The following is a 19,833-nucleotide window of genomic DNA, read 5'->3' as shown; positions in this document are numbered from 1 at the left end:
ATAGGGGGTTAGATGAATCAACTGACCAATAAAACTTGCGTTGCTTGTAAAGTAGGTGCACCACTAGCGACAGAGGATGAAATTAATGAATTTAAGCAGCAATTACCGAACTGGATAATTATTGAGAAAGATGGAATCAAACGCTTAAAACGGGCTTTTACCTTTAACAATTTTATAGATGCTGTGGCATTTACACAAAAAGTTGCTGTTCTTGCTGAAAATGAAAATCATCATCCCTCTATTTTGACGGAATGGGGAAAAGTCACCGTTTATTGGTGGTCGCATAAAATAAAAGGCCTACACGTTAATGATTTTATTATGGCCGCTAAAACTGACCAGTTATAAGTTTAAGAATGAGTGTATTTGTGTAGTAGCTTGTTAAAAAGGAAAAAATGATGGAAATCACATTAAATCATACAATTGTTGCTGCCAAAAATAATGTTGAGTCTGCCAAATTTTATGAAAAAATATTTGGTTTTGAATTCATTAAAGAGTGGGGGCATTTCGCGGTAGTTAAGGTGAATTCAAGCTTAACGTTGGATTTCGATACACAAGAAAAATTTTCTAAAAATCATTATGCTTTCAAAGTTAACGATCAACAATTTGATGAAATATTTGAGCGTGTGCAAGCAGATAATATTAGTTTTGGCAGTGCCCCCCGTTCAAATGATGATGGAAAAATAAATAATAATTATGGTGGTCGTGGCATTTATTTTAAAGACCCCAACGGGCATCTACTAGAAATAATAACAACAGATTACGTGATTGAATAATTAGCTTTATAACCATGGACCAGTCTAGGCACATGACCTCTGCCAGCTGAATAGTTCACTGCTTATGTATCGATATTATAGGGGTTAAAAACAACTTCTTAATCTGTACCCTCTTTGTGGTCAACAACACCAGCTGAATGGCTTATACTTGGCTCACCGAGTAGATACTTTGGGTAGCGCTACCGATCCTTTTATCTACGCTAATTTCCTGTCCAGTCTGGATGGCCGCATAGCACTAGAAGATAGAGCACAAAATATTCCCTCCTATATCCCCAAACATATAACAACAGTTTCAGACTTCAAGTTGTTTATGGAATTGCATGCCCAGGCTGACTGTCTTATTACGCATGGCGGATATATGCGTGCTCTCAGCGAAAAAAGATTGGGTAATATATTACAAGTTAAAAGTAACGAGCTTATAGAGTGGCGACGCAATCACGGATTAAAACCCCAACCGGCAGTCATCATTGCCAGTGCAAATCTAGATTTTCCGATACATCCCAGTCTGCACACGCATCAACAGGATTGTTTTATTGCTACTGGGGAAAATGCCGATGCTGAGAGAATACGCTACTGGCAGGATAAAAATTTTAAAATCCTGAGAGCAGGTGAAGAGAAAATGGTTCAAGGAGCGGCATTAATTCAACAACTGAAAAAATTAAAATACAAAAGCATTTATCTTATCGCTGGCCCCAGAATGCTAGATACCATGATTAGAGAAAAACAGCTTTCTCGTTTATATTTAACCATGACCCATCAATTAATTGGAGGGCTAGATTTTCGTACTTTATTAACGGGTCCTAGGCTTGCTGATGAAGGTAACATGAAGCTCAAATCACTCTATTATGAACAAGGCTCCCCAACCGGTTCGGGTCAGTTTTTTATGAATTTCGATTTACATTAACTCACTAGGTATAAACAATTTATCAGCTGGGAAATAACTAAATAAAGCTTACCTGGTTATCCATTATATTTATTAGACAGGAGATAAGTTAGTCTGGAGGTAATATTTTGACGCAAAGTAAAGGTAAAATTAGTGTTTATTATGATGGGGCCTGTCCAAAATGTATCAAAGATAGGCAAACTTATGAAAAGCTTGCAGGCAAAGCTGCGGATAATGTGTGCTGGGTAGATATTACCGGTCAGGAAAAAAAGTTATCGGAGTTGGGTATTGATCCCATTAAAGCGTTAACGGAATTGCATGTTAAAGATGAGAATGAGACGATTCTTTCTGAGATAGATGCCTATATTTTGTTAATGGCTAAAGTCCCTGTATTGCAAGCTATTGCTTGGTTAATTGGACTACCCTTGATAAGGCCGATGATTGCAAAAATTTATCATTGGCGGGTAAATCGTCGGCTTTATCAAAGCGGGCGGCTATAGGAAGTAAATTTTAATTATTTTTATTTAGGAGATTATTATGACTAATACTGCTATAAATAATGACGAAGTGATTAAGGTACTCAATAAAATTCTGGAAACGGAATTATCGGGTGTCGTGCGTTACACGCACTACTCACTCATGGTTTTTGGCTATAACCGTATTCCAATTATTTCTTGGATGCGCGGTCAAGCAACCGAATCTCTCGATCACGCTACTCAAGCCGGTGAGCTGATCACGCATTTAGAGGGTCACCCTTCATTGGGCATAGGACCACTACTAGAAACTCATCGCCACGATATTGGTGATATTATGAAAGAGTCACTAGAGCACGAGGCATTAGCTTTGGCTGAATACCATAATTTATTGGCTTTGGTCGATGGCAAGGATGTCATGCTGGAAGAATATGCTCGGCGTATGATTTCGCTGGAAGAAATGCATTTGGGTGAAGTGCGTAAAATGCTAAAAAAGCCAAGCTAGTAACTCTTGATAAACTTCTTTACATGTCCACAAAAAAACCTCCTCATGCTATAATTCAAAATTCGCACTACGCACTCTACTCACAGGAGTTTGAAAAATGACATATATGATAAAACTACTGCCTCTAGCGGCGCTATTGTTTACTGCTTCTGTACACGCAGAAAAGACCATACCACTAGAAGATAATTCTCAAATCCTTGGTAATTGGGAAATTTATGCAGAAACGGCAGCCCTACATAAAAAGAGAAAAAAAGTACAAAACAAGTGGAACTTTAATGATAATGGAATCTTATCTTCCACAGCCTTTGACCCAAGATTAGACGCTCAAGCAACGGTGCAAGTTAAATATAGCATTGAAAATGGCGCGATTAAAAAGCAAATTCAGCCAGGAAGAGAAAAGTATGAAACATGTAAAGTTGTCAAGTTAGAAGGTGATGATATGATTTTACATTGTAAATATCTTTACTATCTTTTAAAAAGAAAATAAGCATTTAGGAACACTCTTTCTTGAGTATAGGCTATATAACTTGTGATTCTGAAATACTGGAAAAGCAAGCTATTTACTTTTCAATACTTCGCCATTATCGTTTCGAGTTTTATTAAAAATCACATCCTAACGCTTTTAACAAATACTCATTCCTATAGTCTTTAAGTAGGAATGAGTAACACAATACAACTTCATTCCGGATTTAAGCGATCATCGCTAACTCATAATCATCCAATTCTTTACTGACTAGTCTCGGCTCTTTAATTTGCTCTAGCCGAACCTCCGGCAACATTACATTAGTACTTAAAAATTTAACAATCTCAGGGCTTAATATAGTATCAGCTGCTAAATGATCGATATCACCTAGCTCCATTTCTCGCCAATAATGACAAATCTCTATTTGTTGCATCAGGTATTCTCTCAGTTAAAACTCACAGTATCTACTATTTATATTAAAAATATGTGACAAGCTTTCAACCTTCCGCTTGCGACAAATCAGCCTCTGAGCCCAGCAGAATAGCAATCCAATGCGTTTCAGGGTTTTTTTCTAAAATAATCTTAGCAATCATTGTAAAAGGCACTGATAGCAGCATACCAACACTACCAAAAACCCACCCCCAAAAGGTTAAGGACAAAAATACCACTAGCGTTGATAAACCTAGCCCTTTCCCCATAATTCTCGGCTCCCAAACATTTCCCACTAGCATATTAACCAAAAAATACCCTAACAAAACAAATAAGCTGCTATCCACACCCAACTGTACCAAACTTAATAATACAGTTGGCACAGCGGCAATAATAGAACCAATCGTTGGTACAAAATTTAGCATAAAGGCAATAACACCCCATAATACCGGAAAATCAACACCGATAATGGATAACCACACAGCAATAAACAACCCAGTCACTAAGCTTGTAAAGGCCTTTATCGCAAGATACTGATTTATACTACGTATAATTTCGTGAGAATCATAACTTAGACTAGACTCTCCAAAAGCGGCATGAATTTTTTTCGGTAAGACATAACTTTCAAATAAAATAAAGATAGCCGTCAACTGGATCATAAACATATCTGCAAATACTGCACCTAAGCTCGTGATAAGCCCCCCTATAAATTTCATAATTTTACTGGAACCTAATTCATTCAATATATTAATATCAAATATATTCTCTAAACCATGCTTAGATAACCAATTAATTAAAACGGCCGCTTGTTGATTAAGGTTTTTCTGATAAACAGGGAGTTGTTTGGAAAAAACATCGACTGAACTGACAACATAAATACCTAATGCTCCCACGACCACAAACAAGGTACCAACCACCAAAAATACCGCTAATAAAGAAGAGACCCCTTTATTATTTAACCACGCCAAAGATGGCAAACAAATAATAGCGATAAAAATTGATAGGAATAAGGGGTTTAAAATAGGTGCGGCTGCTTTCATACTAGCAATAATAATACAAATTGCCGCGAGTGAAATAAGGATAGGAAGGCACTTAGAAGACATAGGTAGACCCCTTATAGATTAGCTATACCCCATCATTTCTGCTTGCCTTAGCAGAGAAATGATGGGGCTACGTTATCATCAAGCCAACTAACGTAAACTATTTTTAATTATGACTGAAACTAATATAAAGTCTGGTTAAGCAACCATTATTTAAACCAAGAATCATAAAATTTAGGATTAAACATTTTATTAACCGCATAAGCGATACGCGCTTTAGATTCTGCAACTGTAGCCCCGACTTTAATATCTGCTGTCGCTATGCCAACCCAAATAACATATCCAGTTTTTACATCTGAAGCGACAACAATTAACGCCGATTTAGGAGCATTTTCAGGAATTGCAACGTCAGTTGCTGGGTCAAATTTTAAGCTCTGTGCATCCATATCTACCCCAGCAAAGAAGCTCATTGCAATCTCAGCATTTTGATCAGCAACCTCCGTTAAACCTTTAGCACGTAATTGCTTATCAATCTGAAATTTAATCTCACTAGAAACATCAAGTTTAGGTGTTGCCCATTGCCCTTCTGGGTCATTGAATAATATCACCGCCCCATTCCACGCATAAGTTGTATAAGCTTTTAAATTTACTTTAGGGTCTGATGCCGCATCAACCTCTATATCTTTTGTTAACGAAGGTGCACAAGCTGAAATAAAAATAGCCAGCACAAGAATACTTAAAGACTGTAATTTTTTCATAATTTTTATTGAGTGTAAGTTTGAGAAAGAAGCCACCCTACAAGAATAGCTTAATCATACTAGCCTATAATTCCAATGATGGCTAGCTAAGCAGATAAAATCGCTATTTTGGTAGAAAATCCACCTTAAGATGCATATAACCATAATCATCCAGCACTAACATTTAATATAATTACGTGTTTAAATATGAACAATCAAGCACAACCCTTTTAACTCTTCGGCTTAATCTATGTCTTTATTACATAACCATCGATCAGTTCAATTTATCCTTATTTTGTGTTTCCTGTGGCTCACTGCCTGCGATCAAAAAAATGAATATATCGCACCTCCACCACCGGAAGTCACTGTTAGTCAACCTGTGCAGCAAAGCGTCACCGAATACATAGAGTTTACTGGTACGACGCAATCAGTTGGCGTTGCAGAAGTAAGAGCACAAGCCTCAGGCATATTAAAAAGTATGCACTTTGAACCCGGCCTTAATGTTAAGCAAGGTGACTTATTATTTATTATTGAGCCAGAGCTTTATCAAGCTAAATTAGCGGCTGCGCAAGCTGAATTAGTCAGTGCTAAAGCACAACTCAAGCGCGCTCAAGCTGAATTGAACCGTGCCGATGAATTAATTAAGAAAAGCTTTATTTCTAAAACAGAATATCTACAACTCAAAACAGAACGTGATGTAGCACAAGCAACAATAGGCTTAAAATCAGCCGCCGTGCAAAGCGCAAAAATTCAGCTGAGTTACACGCGAGTTACCGCACCTATATCGGGTCGTATAAGCCGTAATGCTGTTGATATTGGCAATTTAGTAGGCGAAGGAGAGGCCACTTTATTAACAACTGTAACGCAATACCAACCGATGTATGCTTATTTTCATTTAAATGAACGTGATTTATTACGCTTAATGAAATTGAGCGGTGAAAAAGCTCAGCAACTGGGGCATAACCAAGAAAAAGAACTTTATCAAAACTTAAATATTCCTCTCTTTTTAGGTTTGGCGGATGAAGAAGGCTATCCACATGAAGGCGAATTAGACTTTGTTGAATCTGAGCTAAATACAAGTACCGGCACCATCGAATTACGCGGCGTATTTACTAATTCTGAACAGCCAGAACGCTTAATTCCTGGTCTATTTAGCCGCTTACGCTTACCTGTGGGAAAAATGCCCAACGCTTTATTGATTAACGAACGCGCCATAGGCTCTGATCAAAGTGGACACTATCTTTTAGTCGTTAATCAGGAAAATAAAGTTGAAAAACGCCTAGTCACTCTAGGACAACGCCTTAATGGTATGACGGTTATTAGCAAAGGCATTAAAGCAGACGATAAAGTCATCATTAATGGCTTGCAAAAAGCCAGGCCAGGCAGTGTCGTAAATCCTCAAACCGCTTCAGCCACTGCAGGGTAAACGTATGTTTTCTAAATTTTTTATAGAACGTCCTATTTTTGCAGCTGTTATTTCCATTGTCTTGTTAATCGCTGGTGTTGTCTCTGTTTTAACTTTACCTAGTGCGCAATACCCTGAAATCACCCCGCCTACTGTTGAAGTTAAAGCAACTTATCCAGGAGCCAATGCTCAAGTAATTGCTGAAACAGTCGCCGCACCAATTGAACAACAAGTCAACGGTGTGGAAAATATGCTGTATATGTCATCCACGAGTGCGGGTGATGGCTCATATACCTTAACCGTAACTTTTGATGTTGGTACCGATTTAGATATTGCTCAGGTTATGGTGCAAAACCGCGTTGCATTAGCCGCGCCTAATTTACCAGAGGAAGTGAACCGTCAAGGCGTTAGCACTAAAAAGAAATCAGCCAATATTATTTTATTTATTGCGATAACTTCGCCAGATAGTACCTTTGATGAGCTATATTTGAGCAATTATGCAACCTTAAATATACGCGACCAATTAGCGCGTATTAAAGGCGTAGGGGATGTTATGATTTTCCCGCCGAGTGATTACAGTATGCGAATTTGGCTCAACCCCAATCAAATGAAATCACGTGGCATTACCACGCAAGACATACTAAATGAAATTCGCGAGCAAAACGTTCAGGTGGCTGCGGGACAAATTGGCCAGCCCCCCGTTCCAGCTGGCACTAATTTTCAATACACGATTAATGTATTAGGTCGTTTAACGGATATTGCCCAGTTTGAAGATATTATTATTAAAACAGGAGAAAATGGCAGTATTACACGTTTAAAAGATGTTGCTCGCATTGACTTAGGCGGGAAAACTTACGACATTAGCGCCAATGTAAATGGAGCACCCTCAGCTAGCATCAGTATTTATCAATTACCTGGAGCGAATGCTTTAGAGGTGGCGAATCAAGTTCGCACAAAAATGCAAGAATTAGAAAAAAACTTCCCCCAAGGCTTAGAATACAAAATCCCTTACGACACAACACTATTTGTTAGCGCGTCTATTGATGAAGTTTTCGTTACCTTATATCAAGCGGGTGCATTAGTTTTTATTGTTTTATTTATTTTCTTGCAAGATTGGCGTTCTACGCTGATCCCAGCCATAACTATCCCAGTATCCTTAATTTCTACCTTTATTGTCATGTCCATGATAGGCTTTTCCTTGAATATGCTGACCTTATTTGGTCTAGTACTCGCCATTGGAATTGTGGTCGATGACTCAATCGTTGTAGTTGAAGCAACCACCGCTTATATTGAAAAAGGAATGTCCTCAAGAGACGCGGCCATTCAAGCAATGAGCGATGTATCAGGGCCCGTTATAGCTACTACACTGGTATTGTTAGCGGTATTTATACCAACGGCCTTTTTACCTGGAATTACCGGTGCCATGTACAGCCAATTTTCTTTGACTATTGCGGTATCGACAGTTTTCAGTTCGCTCAATGCCTTAACTTTAAGCCCAGCCTTAGCCGCTTTATTATTACGCCCTGCGCCAACAGACAAAAATGCTTTTTTTCGCGGCTTTGATACATTTTTTACAATCAGCTCTAACGGCTATGCTAGCTTTTTAAAAATCGTCGTTCGCCGTGGTTTTTTGATGATGTTATTAGCCCTAGGTATCGCGGTTGCAAGTGGCTGGCAATTTGGAAAAATCCCGTCCGCCTTCCTGCCAGTCGAAGATCAAGGCTATGTTATCACTTCCGTGCAATTACCCGATGCAGCCTCCAAAGAACGTACTGATGAGGTGCTAAAGAAAATTGATGGCATCTTAAAAGAAACACCTGGCTTACAAGATTGGATATCATTAGGCGGGTTTTCCATGATTGATGGTACCAATGCCTCGAATGCAGCCACTATTTTTGTGGTCATGAAGCCGTGGGAAGAGCGCACCGCTGCAAATGAAACGCAAGCAGCTATTTTGCAACATTTAAATCAAAAGCTAAGTCAGATTCAAGAAGCCATTGCCTTTACCTTTGTCCCTCCTGCTATTCCAGGCTTAGGGGTTTCCGGTGGCTTTCAAATGCAAATCCAAGATAAAGCTAATGTCGGTTTAGATGAACTACAACACATGGCGACTGAAATGATTGAGGATAGTCGCAGCCAATCAGGATTAGCCAGCTTGAACTCAACATTTAGGGCAGGTGTACCCCAATTATTTGCCGAAGTGGATCGTACCAAAGCAAAAATTTTAGAGATTCCTTTAAGTGATCTGTTCAACACCTTGCAGGCTTACTTAGGTTCAGCTTATGTCAATGACTTTAATCAGTTTGGCCGAACTTGGCAGGTTAAAGTTCAAGCCGATGCCCAATTCCGCTTAAAACCCGAAGATATCCGTCAATTAGAAGTACGCAATAAAAAAGGCGATATGATCCCCTTAGGTACACTGATCAGAGTAGATGAAACTTTAGGCCCGCAAACGATTTTACGTTACAACCTCTATCCTGCGGCCTCCATTACAGGTAGTGCTGCACCTGGTTTTAGTTCGGGTGAAGCATTAAACCTAATGGAACAAATGGCAAAAACAAAATTCCCTGACTCTATGGGCTTCGAATGGACAGGTATGTCTTACCAAGAAAAACAAGTCGGATCTGAAGCAATCGTTGTTTTTGCTTTAGCTATTGTGCTGGTATTTTTGGTTTTAGCAGCTCAATATGAAAGCTGGAGCTTACCTCTTGCAGTGATAATGGTGGTTCCTTTAGCCTTACTAGGTACCGTTGCCGCCTTAATAATGCGTGACTTTGATAATAATGTTTACACTCAAATCGGGATCGTGCTTATTATTGGTATGGCCAGTAAAAATGCCATTTTAATTGTCGAATTAGCCTCTGAACTACGCGCCAAAGGTACTAGTATTTTTGATTCAGCCGTTGAGGCCTCAAGACTGCGTTTCCGCGCTATATTAATGACCGCCCTCTCCTCTGTCTTAGGCTTTATGCCGTTAATGGTTGCTAGCGGTGCAGGCGCAGCAAGTCGTCAAGCAATTGGTACCGCTGTCGTCGGGGGGATGGTGGCTGCTATCTGTATGTCACTCATCTTTACGCCTATTTTTTATGTCGTCATGCAAGGTTTAAGTGAGCGCTTCAGCAAGAAAAATTCAGCTTAGCTAACCCCCATCATTTTGACAAATAATAGTGCAAGGAATACCTTTCCTCACTAAAGGCGAGCATAATACATAAGAAAACCCTTATGTATTATGCTTAACTCATCACTCGCCCAACTCAACAAACTCAGTTTTTTCAGCGACACGCATGATATACGGTATAATTATCGGCTAAGTTGGGCTTAATTTCATATATCATCTTGATTGCTGGATTTATTATCCTTTTTATAGGCTACTTCCTAAGTTTGCTAGCAATTTAATATTCTCGGAGACATCATTCATGCGTTTTTTAATTTCCTACCCGCAAACAAACTGGGATTATGCCAAGTTCCGTTTAAACCGCATTATCAGAGGGAAAGATAAATCAAATGATGTGTTTACCGGGTCACCTGGCGGTAAAATCCAATTATTAGAGCAGCTTGAACCTTTGGGCAAATTTCGCTTATTGGATGAGATTTATCCTACTAAACCTTTTGGTATGGAATATGTCGCCGGTGAAGGGCTTTATTTTATTACTGGCTTACCGTGTTGTATTGATGGCCAAGCAGGTGATGAGCATATTCTTAGGCTAAACGACCAAGGGGAAATTGACTTGGTTATCAAACATCCATTATTTTCACAAATGCGCTCTCTACGCCGAACTAAAAACGGCATATTAGTCACTTCTAGCGGCATAGATGCCATCTTAGAGGTCAATTTAGACGGTGAAATCATCTGGGACTGGTTCGGTACTGAGCAAGGTTATTCTACACGTTACGGTGGAGGCGAACGCACTATTGACCGTGACTTTGACCACCGTACACTTTGTTATTCAGGAAAATTACAAACCACACATTTGAACTCAGCCATCGTAGATCCGTATGACGAAAGCAAAATCCTGACCATTCTTTTCTATCAAGGCAAAGTCGCTCGAATAGACAGAGAAACACTACAATTAGAGCATGTCATTGAGAATCTAAATGGCGCACATCATATTCGCCCTCACTCAAAAGGTTATATGCTCTCTAATTCACGCAAAGGTGAAACACATATTTATGACCGTAACTTCCAATTGCTAGAAATTATCGATGGGACTAATTCCTTATTTCCTGTCAAATGGGTACAAGATACAGTAGAGCAACCTTCGGGTTCGCACCTAATCGCTGACTGTAATACGTTTAATTTACGTGAACGCACTGCAGATGGTAAAGAACGTAAATTTAATACCCAAATGCCTAACCGAATTTTCCAAATCGAGCCGGTAAGTAATGATTTTTCTTTTAACCAACAAGCCCATTCGCATTTTACTAAAAACTAATTAATGAAACGTTATTTACTCCCTCTTTGTGCTGTTACTTTTCTTTCTTCCCCTGTTCAGGCAGAAGAGTTCACGCCCTCTTATACTGAATGGCAAAGAACGGCACAAAACCCCTTAAGCCCTAATTTTAGATTACCACTTGAATACAATTTTTATGGCAATGCGCCTGCTGGCAATGTAAATGTCCTAAGCTTTGCCCCCATTATGCCAATCAAATTTGATGGCTGGAATATTATTAACCAACTAACTTTGAGTGTCATGTGGACCCCCGGAGATATTACTGGCATTAAAGGCTTACCTGAGCCGTATACTGGCGATGGTCATGGCGGTAGTGACGGCTACGCGGCAGGCTTAGCTGACACCGATTTTACCAGTTATTTTTCCTCGACTATAGGTAAGGATTTTACTTATGGTTTTGGACCAACGTTCACATTCCCAACCGATGAACCTACGCGTGAATTAGGCAGTGGTAAATTCAGCATGGGGCCTGCATTAATGCTGGTTTATCAACCAAAGCAATGGACTTTAAGCTTAGAAATACAACAAATTTGGTCAGTATTTGGTAGCTCAGAGCGAGAAGAGGTCAGTCAAATGATCGTTCAACCCTCTATTTATTATAACTTACCGCAAGGCTGGTATTTACTTTCAGATATGCAAATGGTGGCTAACTGGCGATCTAACTCAGAACAACGCTGGACAGTCCCTATTGGTGCAGGTGTGGGAAAATTATTTAAAATTGGCGAGAATGCGATTAATAGTCGCTTAGGTGGCTATTATAACCCTGTAACGCCCGATGCAGGACCAACTTGGTCAATGAATTTCTCTGTGGAATTTATTTTTGGCAATTAACATAAGGTCTTATTACCCACAGACATCGAAGTATTACGAGCCCTATACAGGCTTTGATAACAGATATTTTCAGATCGATGACATTCGCTGCAAATTGCTTTGGTGCAGAAATTAATATTACCTGAGTTCGTATAATAAATATCCTTAATCTCCCTACGGGCTAGAGACTAAACCATGGTAATATAAGCAAATATTAATTATTGCTTCTATCTGCCAATACTGCACCGCTTGATTTTGGGACATAAAGAAACATAACCATTCACAGACCCTCATAAAAATATCGTCATTCCCGAAGTATTTAATCGAGAATCTGTTTGAGGATATAGGTCCCTGCTAGAAATGCGCCAGAATAACAAGGTATTTTGATGTTTTCTAGGGAGATATGAACGGTCATGAAGAAATGGTCTAAGACATTATTTTTAATTGATTAATCATCTTGTTATTTTATCGCTTATTTCAAGAATGCTGTACTAGTCAAAAACTCACAGCCTTAATATGCAGTAAAATTTCTCCACGTTAAACCAAGAGCAATCATCTGATTACTGCAATACAATGGATTCCTGATAAAAAACTTCAGGAATAATATTATTGTCGGTCACGAGCTAACGCCAGCCAATATATTGCTTTGTATAAGTAAATCCTCATACCCATTAGATATACCTACTATGCCTAATAAAGTTTTCTATTACCGCCTTATTCCCGTTATTATCACCTTGATTGCTTTAGCTATTTGGTTACAACCCGCGTTCTTTCAACGCACTGCAGGCATTAATTTACCTGATGGGCAGCTGCCACAACTAAGTAAACCTTTTGTTGTCACTAAACCTTGCCTTGATGAACACCCTGAATGGCGAGCAGCACAAACAATTGATGCGGTTACTATGGCAGAGTCTTTATTATGCGAACCTGATAACCCATATAATATCGCCGCCTCAGTTAAAGGTATGAATAATATCTCTATGCGCACTTTAATGAACACACATATGGCAGAGGATGCGCTGATTAAATCGGATGATTTAGATGGTGATGGAGACCCTGATATAATCCGTATTAAATTGGAAGTTTTAGAGCTCAATGGTGCAACACCCGACAGCCCTAATGTCTTTCCAACTTATGATATTGCCCCAGGCATACAACCTGGCATGTGGGCTTTCTCTCCTAAATTGCGCGGCATGAGCGTGAAAAATTTTCGTTCAAATAAAGCCAATGCCATTTTACGAGCCCCCTCACCTGTCATCCGAATTGAGCAAGGCGATAAAGTTTATATTACTTTAGAAAATACCCACTACTTCCCGCATACCCTACATTTTCATGGCGTCGATCATGCATTCCAGACGCTAAATGGAGGAGATAATGATGGCGTCCCCATCACAGGTGAAAAACCGGTGATGCCCGGTGCTATACGTACTTATGAATTACAACCACGCCATGCTGGTACGATGCTTTATCATTGCCATGTGCAAACCGACAAGCATTTACTCATGGGTTTAAATGGTATGTTTGTGGTTGAAGAAAACCGGCCTAACAACTGGGTGCAGACTTTTAATATTGGCGCAGGACAGGTACGCTATTCCTCCGTGGCTATTAAAGAAAAATATGACCGAGAATATGATTTACACTACCAATCAATTGATAAAAATTTAGCAAAAACCATCCAAGAATCTAACGATATTAGAGAAATTTCCAAACAAATGCACCGCGTTTATAATATGAGTGAATCCAATGAAAATTACTTTATGCTAAATGGCCACTCCTTCCCATATACGCTACGCGACTCACTCATTATCGCTAAACCTAATGAGAATATTAAGCTGCGCCTACTTAACACCCAGCATAGTGGTATTGCCGTCCATATCCACGGACATAAAGCGACAATCACTGATTATGATGGTGTTACACAAAACCCAGCCGCGCAAATTACTCGTGATGTCTACAATTTATCGGCGGCACAGCGTATAGACCTCCACTTACAAACCACGAATGATGGTCTACATAGCTATGGCGAGGGAATTTGGTTATTTCATGATCATGTAGAAACAGGCGTGGCCAATGATGGTATAAGTCCTGGCGGAAATATGGCTCTCATGGTTTACGAAAGTATGTTAAACCCTAATGGTATGCCCATGATACGTAAAGATGCCTTAGATGATGTACTGACTAACAGTTACCAAAACAAAGAAAAACCGCAATGGGGGAAAAAAGATCCCGGCATGCTAGCGCCTGATTATGTTCATCTTATTTTATGGGGATTATTAGTCGGGCTCATTTTTGGCTTACTCATATTCATTATTCGCGGTCTGAGTAAGGCAGATTAATATGAAAACTCTATTACTTTTAATTTTATTACTAAGCTCTACAGCGACCTTTTCAGCGATGAATCACGGCGGAATGATTATGGATGAATCAGGGATGATTATGAATCATAACCCCGATAAATTACCTAAAGACTGCAAGGAAATATCAAAAGATGTTGATATTACTATTCGTGGAGGACATAAATTTGTTAAAGGCTTTAATGGCAAAATGTTCACCTATGATAAACGTGACTGGCAAGTACCTGCTTGTGCTCGAGTTAATATCACCTTTATAAATGAAGATGATATTCGCCATCAATTTATGCTTCATGGGCTGCCTGGTTATCTGTACCCTAAAGGTATGTTCACGATTGAACTCTACGGTAAAGGACAAAAAACTGGCTCATTTATCGTGCCCTCTCGCGACTATACTTATTATATTCACTGCGAAGTATCAACCCATACCGAAAAAGGTATGAAAGCACAGTTAAAAGTCGGCGAAGGCAGTGGTGACTTAGATAGTATTTTAGGCTTAACTGTACCGCTGACACCGGATTATTATCCAATTCATAATGACCGTTTTACTTGGGCTGCCTTAGCTTTTAGCATTATTCTTGGCGCATTATCAATCAGATGGCTAAACAATATTCTAGCTAGAAAAATGAAAAAAACCTCAAAACCAACGTAAGGCCGAATTTAATTCACAAGTCTACTCTTACCTGAACTTACAGACGAAAGCTCAGTCGTACTGAACCAAGCCGATATTTCCCCAGTAGGTCGCTTAGTTGTAGTAAAATCTCTAATATATTATTAAAGAGGCTTAACATGATTGGAAAAATTAAAAGTTACGATGCAGACACACAAACAGGCGTCATTCAATGCGATGGGATTTATTACGGTTTTCATATTGACGACTGGAGCGAAACTGAAGAACCCCGTATTGATTCTGATGTGCTTTTTGAAGGCGAGGGCGATACCGCTAGCATGGTCACTTTAATCGGCAGCTATCTACAACATAAAGAGGCGGTTAAATCACGTAAACTGGCTATTTTCTTAGCAATGTTTCCTTTAACAGGCTTATTTGGCGGGCACCGTTGGTACCTAGGCTTTTATAAAATCGCTATGATCCAACTAACAGTTACTGCTTTTACTTTAGGTACTGGCTATTTATGGCCTTTTGTCGAAGGCATTTTATTAATCGCCGGTAGAATAGATAAAGATCAAGAAGGCCGCCCTTTAAAGTAAACCCACCTGAGTGTCACGGGCTTTTGCCCGTGCACAATCACTAAAACCTCCCTCTTTCATGTTTGCCTCATTCGCACTTGCTTTACAATTTTTAACGCGCTTTCCACTCAATATTAAGACTGAATTCTCTGATAAACGCCTGGGGCAATCTGTGCTGTTTTATCCAATTATTGGTTTATTAATTGGTTGCTTTCTTGCCGTACTTGCTTATTTCTTACCGCCTCATGCAATAACACTCAATGCTGCTCTGATTTTAACGCTTTGGGTATTGATAACCGGTGGCTTACATTTAGATGGATTAGCAGATTGTAGTGATGCTTGGGCGGGCGGTTTAGGTGACAAAACGCGCAGTTTAGCAATCATGAAAGACCCAGCTGCTGGCCCTATTGCCGTTATCATTTTAATTTTGCTATTGCTATTAAAATGGAGCGCATTACAACAACTACTTAGCTCGAAGCAAGTTCTTCTACCACTTTTAGTCGCACCCTTTTTAGCACGCCTAAGTATCTTAATATTAATGCTTAGCACGCCCTATATCCGAGAAAATGGTTTAGGTAGCGCTATGCAACAGCACCTACCAAAACAGCTTGCGTTAATCATTACCACCATTGCATTGACTGCGTGTGCTTGGCTGTTCTCAATTTATATTGTCCTGAGCATATTATTTATTATCGCTGGGATACGATATTTAGCCTTACAACGCATACAAGGTATAACAGGCGATGTCTATGGTGCTAGTGTAGAAATCATTGAAGCCGCTGTGTTAATTAATTGGGTATTATTCTATGGATAAACATAAATTTTCTAAAGCTGAAATTGCAGGCGTATATCGTGCCATAGCCGAACGCCGAGATATGCGCCACTTTATTAATAAACCTATTCCTGCTGAAACCTTAACTAAATTACTCCAAGCAGCACACCAGGCTGGCAGTGTTGGCTTAATGCAACCGTGGCATTTTATTCGCATCACCTCTAACATATTACGTCAGTCTATTTATCAATTAGTCGAAATTGAACGCCAATTAACAGCCCAGGCCCTAGGCGAACGCAAAGATGAATTTATGAAACTGAAAGTTGAAGGCGTTTTAGAGTGCGCTGAACTGTTAGTTGTCGCCTTGCCAAATAACCGTGAACAACATATTTTTGGTCGCCGCACTTTACCCGAAATGGATCTAGCTTCCGCCTCTTGTGCCATACAAAATATTTGGCTCGCTGCACGTGCAGAAGGATTAGGTATGGGCTGGGTATCTTTATTTGATCCTAACAAATTATCTACCTTGCTAAAAATGCCCCAAGGCAGCCAGCCGATCGCTATATTATGCTTAGGTCATGTAGAAGAATTTTATAGTAAACCCATGTTAGAACTAGAGAACTGGACAAAAGGGCGTGCTTTAGAAGAATTTGTGAGTGAAAATAGCTGGGGATCTGATACCTAAAATTGTAGGGCAGACTAAAAGTCCGCCTTACATAATAGTATTTGGCTTAACGGCGGAAGAACAAATGCACAAATGTACATTTTAATGTCATATCATTAGCATCTAATGCGACGACTTTACAGCTCTCCATTTTTGAACGTCCCACCGTTTTTTGCTTCTTAATAACACCATCTTCAACTGCATATTTTAAATCAATGACTAATGTCTTAGTTCGACCAAAACGGTCTTCTGATTCAGTATGTAAAACACCATCTTTTCTAAAATCCCACTTAGAAAATAACTGTACTTTCTCTTTGTCCAATCCTATCGCCTCAGCATATAAATTCCATTTACCTAAAATTTTAGAATCATCTTCTAGTTTAACTTCAGCATTCGCTGCAACTGAAAATAAAAATGTTGCCCCGACTAGTAAGCCATGTATCAATTTCATTACGAGTTCCTCTTTATAATTATTATTTAATATACCTAGTTCTGATTGTATCATGCTAAATAAAATATTAACTCGCAGATACAAGCTTACACTTCATAGGGTTAGAATACAGCCCTATGCCTTAGCAATAATTGTTTAAACGCATTAGGGTCTTTATCTTGCGTTATCTCTCCAGCTCTTGCTTTAAATCTATGCTCCAGCCGAGACAACCAAAAACGCAAGCTAGCTCGTCTTAAAAAAACCGGTAATAAACGTTCTTCATCTGCCGAAAAAACACGTACCGATTGATATGCTTGCAAAAAAGCTTGTTGTTTTTCTTGATCGAAGCGACCTTGCTCATTAATACACCAATCATTCAAAGCCACGGCAACATCTAAAATAAAACAATCACAACAAGCAGCATAAAAATCTAACAAACCCGTAACAGTGTCGCCGACAAATAAAACATTGTCTTTAAATAAGTCTGCATGAATAAGACCTTGTGCTAAATACCCCGTTTCTTGACTAAATTGGTAAGCAAGCTCATCTGTCAATAAAGCTAAATCTTGCGTAGATAAATGCCTTGCTATTTGTTGCCTACTAACCTGTAGATCAATAAGAGACCGAGGGTTTGTCTTAACAAACTGTATGGTAGGGCTACTTAAATGTAAGCGCGCCAAAGCAACTGCAATTGACCGGCATTGATTAAGCGTAGCAATAGCAACAGACTCACCCAGTAAACACTTAAATAAAGCAGCAGGTTTATTAGACAAAACTCTTAAAGTTTGTTGCTTAGAGTCGACTAGTGGACAAGGGTAATAATCTGCTGCCTCGCTTAACTGTTGCATTAAGCACAAATACTCACTGACTTCATGCGCCTTCAAGTGTTCGTACACCGTTAAAACAAAATCGCCTTGTACTGTCTCTAATAAATAATTGGTATTTTCTATGCCAGCACTAATACCCGAAAACTGCTTAAGAGAAGTAAGCCCATAAGAACCAATAAACTGCGCAATTTGAGCCTGACTAAGTGAGGTATAAACTGACAATGCTTACCAACTAAAAATAGTCCATTGGTTGATTTTCAATAGTTCATCTAAGTCGCTGGCAGTTACTTCTTCCATTTCTCCATCACCATCAGGGTCAATAAAATAATAAGCAGGCCCCACATCAGGAATAATTTTTATTTTATAAATTTTGCCATTAACACTATACTCGTGGATTGTTTTTTTACCTTTTCGAGTAATCGTAATATCCGCATCCATTGGTTCGCCATCTTCTACAGGCATTGGCATCTCTGGCACTTCAATCATTTCTGTCGTTTCAACAAGCTCTTCTGCAACAATAACTGAGCTAGAAAATAAGGCTAAACACAACAAAAGGGAACGATACATAAGTGATTGCTCTAAGTATAAAATTTAGGAAACTGACCTTATTATACGCTCACCCGCCTCTTTTGCCGATAAAATTACACGCTATCAATTAACTAAAATAAGTTATAGTTTAGCTCTAAACACTACAATAATAATGCACTATTATTACTAACTCATAGCAGATAAGAGGCCTATATGGATATTATTTCCCCCCCAAATAAACTGACAAACCGTAGACGTGCATTCCGTATTTATGAACCGGTTGACTTGTTTTACCAGAAGGTCAACAAGCAGGGAGAAAATGGCACGCATTTTGACTTGCCTGAGTCTTTACCAGACACTAAAAACACTGACGATGTAAAATCTATAGCAGACCAGCCACTCCCCACATCAAAGGTCCATGAAAATGATGCTTTAAATATTAACATCAGTAGCAGTGGAGCATCTTTTACCTGTAAAGAGAAATTAAAACCTGGCGACTCTTTAATTCTTAGAATACTGCTATTATCCAACATGACGGTAGTCACAGTAAGCTGCAAAGTGATCTATTGTAAAAACAGCAACCCCTTTGAAAAAGACCGCTACCCTTATTTAATTGGTGTTTGTTTTGTTAATATCAGTCCAGAAGACACTGAACTACTCAATAAATATATCAATAAAAAACGCCGGCAACAATTTGTATTCAATAGCTTGTTAGCCACTCTTCTTATTACAGCCTTTGTATTCCCTGAAATAATATTTGATTTTTTTATAGGCCTATTTAACCTTCTTATTGAATATTTTACAGAAGCAATACATTTGCTGTTTGAACTTATTGAATATAACTTAGATCATCTGATTGAATTTCTTTTCCATACCAATGTACACAACACACAAGTCATTGTTTTTTACATTATCTTAGTTCTTGGTTTATTGGGGTTATATGCCTTCACACGTGTGGCTGCATCATTTTGTATTAAGGAATGAGCACAAATTAATTTAGGCAAGTTCAATTTAAGAATTATAATGATGCAACTCATAAACTTTATTTAAAATCGACCCAAGATAAAACCTTACTCAAAAGAAATTGAAGCGCAGATGCGAGAA

Annotated in this window: 22 protein-coding genes; 16 read left to right on the top strand and 6 right to left on the bottom strand. The window is 39.0% G+C overall.

Annotated features, from left to right (window positions below):
- Positions 1 to 12: 12 nt before the first annotated feature.
- The 6 genes from BQ7314_RS01200 (at position 13) to BQ7314_RS01175 (ending at position 3,121) form a co-directional block, all read left to right on the top strand.
- Positions 13 to 345 (top strand): 4a-hydroxytetrahydrobiopterin dehydratase, encoded by a 333-nt coding sequence (locus BQ7314_RS01200; protein WP_174481884.1) that lies wholly within the window; start codon positions 13 to 15, stop codon positions 343 to 345.
- Positions 346 to 395: 50 nt separating this feature from the next.
- Positions 396 to 773 carry a VOC family protein gene (locus tag BQ7314_RS01195; protein ID WP_174481883.1) on the top strand — a complete coding sequence of 126 codons (378 nt, stop codon included), beginning with the start codon at positions 396 to 398 and terminating at the stop codon, positions 771 to 773.
- A gap of 148 nt (positions 774 to 921) precedes the next feature.
- Complete coding sequence (locus BQ7314_RS01190; protein ID WP_245394870.1) at positions 922 to 1,677, top strand: RibD family protein; 756 nt, start codon at positions 922 to 924, stop codon at positions 1,675 to 1,677.
- 107 nt (positions 1,678 to 1,784) lie between these two features.
- Positions 1,785 to 2,156: a thiol-disulfide oxidoreductase DCC family protein gene (locus BQ7314_RS01185; RefSeq protein WP_174481882.1), complete on the top strand. Its 372-nt coding sequence runs from the start codon at positions 1,785 to 1,787 to the stop codon at positions 2,154 to 2,156.
- A gap of 37 nt (positions 2,157 to 2,193) precedes the next feature.
- A complete protein-coding gene (locus tag BQ7314_RS01180) occupies positions 2,194 to 2,634 on the top strand; it encodes a ferritin-like domain-containing protein (RefSeq protein ID WP_174481881.1) in 441 nt (146 codons plus the stop codon).
- A 97-nt stretch (positions 2,635 to 2,731) separates the two neighbouring features.
- Entirely contained in the window at positions 2,732 to 3,121 is a 390-nt protein-coding gene (locus BQ7314_RS01175) for a hypothetical protein (protein WP_174481880.1), read from the top strand.
- Positions 3,122 to 3,323: 202 nt separating this feature from the next.
- On the opposite strand, the gene BQ7314_RS01170 is transcribed toward BQ7314_RS01175, so the two are convergent.
- From BQ7314_RS01170 to BQ7314_RS01160, 3 genes are all read right to left on the bottom strand, one after another.
- Positions 3,324 to 3,530 (bottom strand): hypothetical protein, encoded by a 207-nt coding sequence (locus BQ7314_RS01170; RefSeq protein WP_174481879.1) that lies wholly within the window; start codon positions 3,528 to 3,530, stop codon positions 3,324 to 3,326.
- Between the two features lie 64 nt (positions 3,531 to 3,594).
- Entirely contained in the window at positions 3,595 to 4,629 is a 1,035-nt protein-coding gene (locus BQ7314_RS01165; protein WP_174481878.1) for an AI-2E family transporter, read from the bottom strand.
- 146 nt (positions 4,630 to 4,775) lie between these two features.
- Positions 4,776 to 5,324, bottom strand: a complete 549-nt coding sequence (locus tag BQ7314_RS01160; protein WP_174481877.1) for a DUF4136 domain-containing protein — start codon at positions 5,322 to 5,324, stop codon at positions 4,776 to 4,778.
- Between the two features lie 229 nt (positions 5,325 to 5,553).
- Here BQ7314_RS01160 and BQ7314_RS01155 point away from each other — a divergent pair, with 229 nt between their 5' ends.
- From BQ7314_RS01155 to bluB, 9 genes are all read left to right on the top strand, one after another.
- Positions 5,554 to 6,729, top strand: a complete 1,176-nt coding sequence (locus BQ7314_RS01155; RefSeq protein WP_174481876.1) for an efflux RND transporter periplasmic adaptor subunit — start codon at positions 5,554 to 5,556, stop codon at positions 6,727 to 6,729.
- Between the two features lie 4 nt (positions 6,730 to 6,733).
- Positions 6,734 to 9,847 (top strand): efflux RND transporter permease subunit, encoded by a 3,114-nt coding sequence (locus BQ7314_RS01150; RefSeq protein ID WP_174481875.1) that lies wholly within the window; start codon positions 6,734 to 6,736, stop codon positions 9,845 to 9,847.
- A gap of 277 nt (positions 9,848 to 10,124) precedes the next feature.
- Positions 10,125 to 11,141 (top strand): RHS repeat protein, encoded by a 1,017-nt coding sequence (locus BQ7314_RS01145; RefSeq protein WP_174481874.1) that lies wholly within the window; start codon positions 10,125 to 10,127, stop codon positions 11,139 to 11,141.
- Between the two features lie 3 nt (positions 11,142 to 11,144).
- Entirely contained in the window at positions 11,145 to 11,990 is an 846-nt protein-coding gene (locus tag BQ7314_RS01140) for a hypothetical protein (protein ID WP_174481873.1), read from the top strand.
- Between the two features lie 665 nt (positions 11,991 to 12,655).
- On the top strand, positions 12,656 to 14,305 hold the full coding sequence (locus BQ7314_RS01135; protein WP_174481872.1) for a multicopper oxidase domain-containing protein: 1,650 nt from the start codon (positions 12,656 to 12,658) through the stop codon (positions 14,303 to 14,305).
- 1 nt (position 14,306) lies between these two features.
- Entirely contained in the window at positions 14,307 to 14,972 is a 666-nt protein-coding gene (locus BQ7314_RS01130) for a multicopper oxidase domain-containing protein (protein WP_174481871.1), read from the top strand.
- A gap of 137 nt (positions 14,973 to 15,109) precedes the next feature.
- Positions 15,110 to 15,529 carry a TM2 domain-containing protein gene (locus BQ7314_RS01125; protein WP_174481870.1) on the top strand — a complete coding sequence of 140 codons (420 nt, stop codon included), beginning with the start codon at positions 15,110 to 15,112 and terminating at the stop codon, positions 15,527 to 15,529.
- Positions 15,530 to 15,587: 58 nt separating this feature from the next.
- Positions 15,588 to 16,322, top strand: coding sequence for an adenosylcobinamide-GDP ribazoletransferase (locus BQ7314_RS01120; RefSeq protein ID WP_174481869.1), 735 nt, complete (start codon positions 15,588 to 15,590; stop codon positions 16,320 to 16,322).
- Positions 16,315 to 16,965 (top strand): 5,6-dimethylbenzimidazole synthase, encoded by a 651-nt coding sequence (bluB, locus tag BQ7314_RS01115; RefSeq protein WP_174481868.1) that lies wholly within the window; start codon positions 16,315 to 16,317, stop codon positions 16,963 to 16,965. Before BQ7314_RS01120 ends, bluB begins: the two co-directional genes overlap by 8 nt.
- A 46-nt stretch (positions 16,966 to 17,011) precedes the next feature.
- Here the strand turns inward: bluB and BQ7314_RS01110 are convergent, their stop codons facing one another.
- The 3 genes from BQ7314_RS01110 to BQ7314_RS01100 form a co-directional block, all read right to left on the bottom strand.
- On the bottom strand, positions 17,012 to 17,395 hold the full coding sequence (locus BQ7314_RS01110; RefSeq protein ID WP_174481867.1) for a hypothetical protein: 384 nt from the start codon (positions 17,393 to 17,395) through the stop codon (positions 17,012 to 17,014).
- A gap of 101 nt (positions 17,396 to 17,496) precedes the next feature.
- On the bottom strand, positions 17,497 to 18,423 hold the full coding sequence (locus BQ7314_RS01105; RefSeq protein WP_174481866.1) for a homoserine kinase: 927 nt from the start codon (positions 18,421 to 18,423) through the stop codon (positions 17,497 to 17,499).
- Positions 18,424 to 18,426: 3 nt separating this feature from the next.
- Complete coding sequence (locus BQ7314_RS01100) at positions 18,427 to 18,768, bottom strand: DUF2782 domain-containing protein (protein ID WP_174481865.1); 342 nt, start codon at positions 18,766 to 18,768, stop codon at positions 18,427 to 18,429.
- 174 nt (positions 18,769 to 18,942) lie between these two features.
- On the opposite strand from BQ7314_RS01100, the gene BQ7314_RS01095 reads away from it, so the two are divergent.
- Entirely contained in the window at positions 18,943 to 19,713 is a 771-nt protein-coding gene (locus tag BQ7314_RS01095) for a PilZ domain-containing protein (protein WP_174481864.1), read from the top strand.
- Positions 19,714 to 19,833 lie beyond the last annotated feature (120 nt).

This window comes from methanotrophic endosymbiont of Bathymodiolus puteoserpentis (Logatchev) (assembly GCF_900128525.1).
Taxonomy (GTDB): domain Bacteria; phylum Pseudomonadota; class Gammaproteobacteria; order Methylococcales; family Methylomonadaceae; genus Methyloprofundus.
The sequence above is the reverse complement of the archived record's forward strand: the minus strand, read 5'-3'. Positions and strand labels throughout refer to the sequence as shown.

What these genes read in the sequence shown, in the direction of transcription:
- BQ7314_RS01200 (WP_174481884.1), top strand. Translation starts at nt 13, where the DNA reads ATGAATCAACTGACCAATAAAACTTGCGTTGCTTGTAAAGTAGGTGCA.
- BQ7314_RS01195 (WP_174481883.1), top strand. Translation starts at nt 396, where the DNA reads ATGGAAATCACATTAAATCATACAATTGTTGCTGCCAAAAATAATGTT.
- BQ7314_RS01180 (WP_174481881.1), top strand. Translation starts at nt 2,194, where the DNA reads ATGACTAATACTGCTATAAATAATGACGAAGTGATTAAGGTACTCAAT.
- BQ7314_RS01175 (WP_174481880.1), top strand. Translation starts at nt 2,732, where the DNA reads ATGACATATATGATAAAACTACTGCCTCTAGCGGCGCTATTGTTTACT.
- BQ7314_RS01170 (WP_174481879.1), bottom strand. Translation starts at nt 3,530, where the DNA reads ATGCAACAAATAGAGATTTGTCATTATTGGCGAGAAATGGAGCTAGGT.
- BQ7314_RS01165 (WP_174481878.1), bottom strand. Translation starts at nt 4,629, where the DNA reads ATGTCTTCTAAGTGCCTTCCTATCCTTATTTCACTCGCGGCAATTTGT.
- BQ7314_RS01160 (WP_174481877.1), bottom strand. Translation starts at nt 5,324, where the DNA reads ATGAAAAAATTACAGTCTTTAAGTATTCTTGTGCTGGCTATTTTTATT.
- BQ7314_RS01155 (WP_174481876.1), top strand. Translation starts at nt 5,554, where the DNA reads ATGTCTTTATTACATAACCATCGATCAGTTCAATTTATCCTTATTTTG.
- BQ7314_RS01150 (WP_174481875.1), top strand. Translation starts at nt 6,734, where the DNA reads ATGTTTTCTAAATTTTTTATAGAACGTCCTATTTTTGCAGCTGTTATT.
- BQ7314_RS01145 (WP_174481874.1), top strand. Translation starts at nt 10,125, where the DNA reads ATGCGTTTTTTAATTTCCTACCCGCAAACAAACTGGGATTATGCCAAG.
- BQ7314_RS01140 (WP_174481873.1), top strand. Translation starts at nt 11,145, where the DNA reads ATGAAACGTTATTTACTCCCTCTTTGTGCTGTTACTTTTCTTTCTTCC.
- BQ7314_RS01135 (WP_174481872.1), top strand. Translation starts at nt 12,656, where the DNA reads ATGCCTAATAAAGTTTTCTATTACCGCCTTATTCCCGTTATTATCACC.
- BQ7314_RS01130 (WP_174481871.1), top strand. Translation starts at nt 14,307, where the DNA reads ATGAAAACTCTATTACTTTTAATTTTATTACTAAGCTCTACAGCGACC.
- BQ7314_RS01125 (WP_174481870.1), top strand. Translation starts at nt 15,110, where the DNA reads ATGATTGGAAAAATTAAAAGTTACGATGCAGACACACAAACAGGCGTC.
- BQ7314_RS01120 (WP_174481869.1), top strand. Translation starts at nt 15,588, where the DNA reads ATGTTTGCCTCATTCGCACTTGCTTTACAATTTTTAACGCGCTTTCCA.
- bluB (WP_174481868.1), top strand. Translation starts at nt 16,315, where the DNA reads ATGGATAAACATAAATTTTCTAAAGCTGAAATTGCAGGCGTATATCGT.
- BQ7314_RS01110 (WP_174481867.1), bottom strand. Translation starts at nt 17,395, where the DNA reads ATGAAATTGATACATGGCTTACTAGTCGGGGCAACATTTTTATTTTCA.
- BQ7314_RS01100 (WP_174481865.1), bottom strand. Translation starts at nt 18,768, where the DNA reads ATGTATCGTTCCCTTTTGTTGTGTTTAGCCTTATTTTCTAGCTCAGTT.
- BQ7314_RS01095 (WP_174481864.1), top strand. Translation starts at nt 18,943, where the DNA reads ATGGATATTATTTCCCCCCCAAATAAACTGACAAACCGTAGACGTGCA.